Genomic DNA, 2,853 nt, shown 5'->3' with positions numbered 1-2,853 from the left:
GACCAGGGGCAGCCTGACCGGTCAGGCCAGCGGCAGCCTGACCTCAACCAACAGACCGCCGGCCGCGCCATCCCCAAGGGTGACGCGGCCGCCGGCATTTTCGACGACCTCGCGTACAATGGCGAGTCCCAGCCCGCTGCCTTCCTCGGTCGAACCGGCAATACGGTAGAAGCGCTCGAAGACATGGTCTCGCTCGTCCGCCGGAATGCCAGGCCCGTCGTCGGCGACCGTCAGCACGGCTTCGCCGTCGATGGCCGCCAGCTTCACCGTGACACTGCCCTCAGCCCGGGAGTAGCGCAGTGCGTTGTCGACGAGGTTGACGATCATCTCGCGCAGCATGGTGCCGTCGCCGATGACCGGAACGGGGCCAGCCTCCTCGAGGCCGAGATCTATTTTGCGATCGATGGCCGTTGGCGCCAGGGTTTCCAGCACGTGCCGGGCGGCTTCCGCCAGGTCAATGCGGTCGGCGCGCGGCCGCCGGCTGCCTGGCTCGGCGCGTGACAGGGTCAAGAGCTGTTCGGCCAGCCGCGCCAGTTTGCCGGAACTCGCCTGCAGCGCCACCAGCGCCTCCTGGCGGGCATCGGCGGCACTTTCGCGAAGCGCATAGCTTGCCTGTGTCGACAGCAGCGCCAGGGGCGTGCGCAGCTGGTGCGCCGCATTGGCGATGAAGCGGCGTTGCGCCGCCATCTGCGCCCGCACGCGCTCCATGTAGGCGTTGAGGGCGTCGATCAGCGGGCGGATCTCGCTTTGCGCACCGGGCACTTCGACGGGGTCAAGGTCGCTGCGGTTTGGCGAGCGTACCGCATCGCGCAGCCGGATCAACGGCGCCAGGCCGCGACGCAAGCCGAGCAGCACGAACACGCCGGCAATCGCCACCAGCGCCAGTTGCTGGGCAAAGGCGCTGAACCAAAGCTGTTTGACCATGGCGTCATGGCCGGCAAGGGTGACGCCCACGGTGACTGATATTGGCGAGTCGTTGCCGGCGCCGATCACCGCATGGCCAAGGGTCAGGAGCCGCAGCTGGTGATCGCGGTAGGCGGCCTCGACACTGGCATGCTGCGGCGCTTCGGGCAGGTCGGGATATCCGGTCAGCAGCCGCCCGCCGGCTGTCTCGACGCGATAGTAGACGCTGTCGCGGTCGCCGGTGTCGAACATCTCGATCGCCGCCGGGGGCACCGTGGCATCGAGCACGCCGTCGACCATGGCGACCTGCTCGGCAATCGCCCGCGCCGATCCGACGAGCATCCGGTCGGTGACCAGGTCCGCGGTCGCCAGTGCGTTGCGCTGGCTGGTCCACAGGTTGATGGTCGCGAGCCCGGCAAGCGGCAGCACCACCCATGCCAGCAATTGCAGGCGGAGGCTGTTGATCCTCATGGCGCCAGGATCGTCACGGCGCCAAATCGTCTTGGCGCAACAGGTAGCCGAGGCCACGCAGTGTGGCGATCTGGACCCGCGACCCGTCGAGCTTCTTGCGCACGCGGTGCACGTAGATCTCGATGGCGCTGGGATCGGCGTCGGTCTCGAAATCGTAGATCGCGGCCGACAATGCCGCCTTGCTCACCGTGCGTCCGGCCTTGACCATCAATTGCTCAAGCACGGCATGCTCGCGCGGTGTCAGCGCCAGCGCCTCGCCGGCAAGCGAAAACAGCCGCGTGTTGGTGTCGAAGACGAGATCACCGCAGGCAACGACCGGCGCGGTGCGGTCATTGGCACGGCGCAATTGCGCGCGGATTCGTGCTTCGAGCTCTTCGATCTGGAAGGGCTTGGCCAGATAGTCGTCGGCGCCCTCATTGAGGCCCTTGACCCGGCCGTCGAGACTGGCGTTTGCGGTCAGCACGATCACCGGCACCCGGTTGCCGCGCGTCCGCAACATTCGCAGCACCTCCAGCCCGCTCATGCGCGGCAGCGCAAGGTCGAGGATGACAAGCGCGTGGTCACCGGCGGCGAGCGCGTGTTCGACATCCTCGCCATCATGGACGATGTCGACGACATAGTTCGCCTGACGCAGGGTCTTGCCCAGCCAATCCGCCAGCTCGCGATTGTCTTCTACAAGCAGCAACCGCATTTCTATCGCTGTCCTGGGGTGCAGGTCACCCGGATTTCCGCCACTTCTTCAACTGGCGCCGCCAAGTCGCGCCCGATTGATGATCGTGCACAAGCGATAATCTCGATCCAACCGCAAGGCAAATGTAGGAGATCCAGAAGTTCAGATGGTGCGCAATCGCTTCAAACCGAACCGTTCAGTTCGATTTCTGTTGACGCACTGTGTAGCAGATGGTGAACGCCGGCCTGGCGAGCGGTCGCGCCTGGTGATGGGCGTTATCGATTAACTGTCTGATTTCAAACAGTTAAATTATGACCGCCGAGACCCTGTGTCAAATTTCAAGGCCTGGATTCGAGCCGCGGGGGAACATCTTCGTGATTGGAATCCGCGGCAGCGCGAGCCCATCTCGGGGTGGTCCGAGCGACGCGAAATTCCTCCCAAGGGCACGCCACTAGACGGACATGACAAATACTGGAGTAATTAAAATGACCAAGATCGCTCTTACCGCCGCCGCCATCCTCGTTGCCACGGGCACTGCTTTTGCCGGCAGCGACAATTATGGCTCGGCCAACGCCAATCAGCCTGCCGTCGCTGTCGACCATTCGATCACCGCTTCGGTCTCCAAGTCGACGCAGACCGTCCAGGCCCCCGCTTCGCAGGGCGCTGACCGCAACCTCTTCGGCCGCTAATCGCGACTGCCGATATCGACCCAAACTTGAACTCAGGAGTAATTAAAATGACCAAGATCGCTCTTACCGCTGCCGCCATCCTCGTTGCCACGGGCACTGCTTTTGCCGGCAGCGACAATT

Annotated in this window: 3 protein-coding genes; 1 reads left to right on the top strand and 2 read right to left on the bottom strand. The window is 64.3% G+C overall.

Features of this window, described 5'->3' with window-relative positions:
- Window positions 1-21 precede the first annotated feature (21 nt).
- Together EN994_RS25515 and EN994_RS25510 are read right to left on the bottom strand one after the other, a co-directional pair.
- Window positions 22-1,374 carry a sensor histidine kinase gene (locus tag EN994_RS25515; RefSeq protein WP_013532453.1) on the bottom strand — a complete coding sequence of 451 codons (1,353 nt, stop codon included), beginning with the start codon at window positions 1,372-1,374 and terminating at the stop codon, window positions 22-24.
- A gap of 13 nt (window positions 1,375-1,387) precedes the next feature.
- The gene (locus EN994_RS25510; protein ID WP_013532452.1) at window positions 1,388-2,065 is read right to left on the bottom strand and encodes a response regulator; all 678 of its coding nucleotides are present in this window, start codon (window positions 2,063-2,065) and stop codon (window positions 1,388-1,390) included.
- 464 nt (window positions 2,066-2,529) lie between these two features.
- Between EN994_RS25510 and EN994_RS25505 the strand changes: the two genes are divergently transcribed.
- Window positions 2,530-2,733, top strand: coding sequence for a DUF680 domain-containing protein (locus EN994_RS25505; RefSeq protein ID WP_013532451.1), 204 nt, complete (start codon window positions 2,530-2,532; stop codon window positions 2,731-2,733).
- Window positions 2,734-2,853 lie beyond the last annotated feature (120 nt).

Source organism: Mesorhizobium sp. M7A.F.Ca.CA.002.09.1.1 (assembly GCF_003998555.1).
Taxonomy (GTDB): domain Bacteria; phylum Pseudomonadota; class Alphaproteobacteria; order Rhizobiales; family Rhizobiaceae; genus Mesorhizobium; species Mesorhizobium ciceri.
This window is presented reverse-complemented; position numbering and strand designations above follow the sequence as displayed.

Excerpts from the sequence above, each read along its gene's own strand:
- EN994_RS25510 (WP_013532452.1), bottom strand. The coding sequence starts at position 2,065 with ATGCGGTTGCTGCTTGTAGAAGACAATCGCGAGCTGGCGGATTGGCTG.
- EN994_RS25515 (WP_013532453.1), bottom strand. The coding sequence starts at position 1,374 with ATGAGGATCAACAGCCTCCGCCTGCAATTGCTGGCATGGGTGGTGCTG.
- EN994_RS25505 (WP_013532451.1), top strand. The coding sequence starts at position 2,530 with ATGACCAAGATCGCTCTTACCGCCGCCGCCATCCTCGTTGCCACGGGC.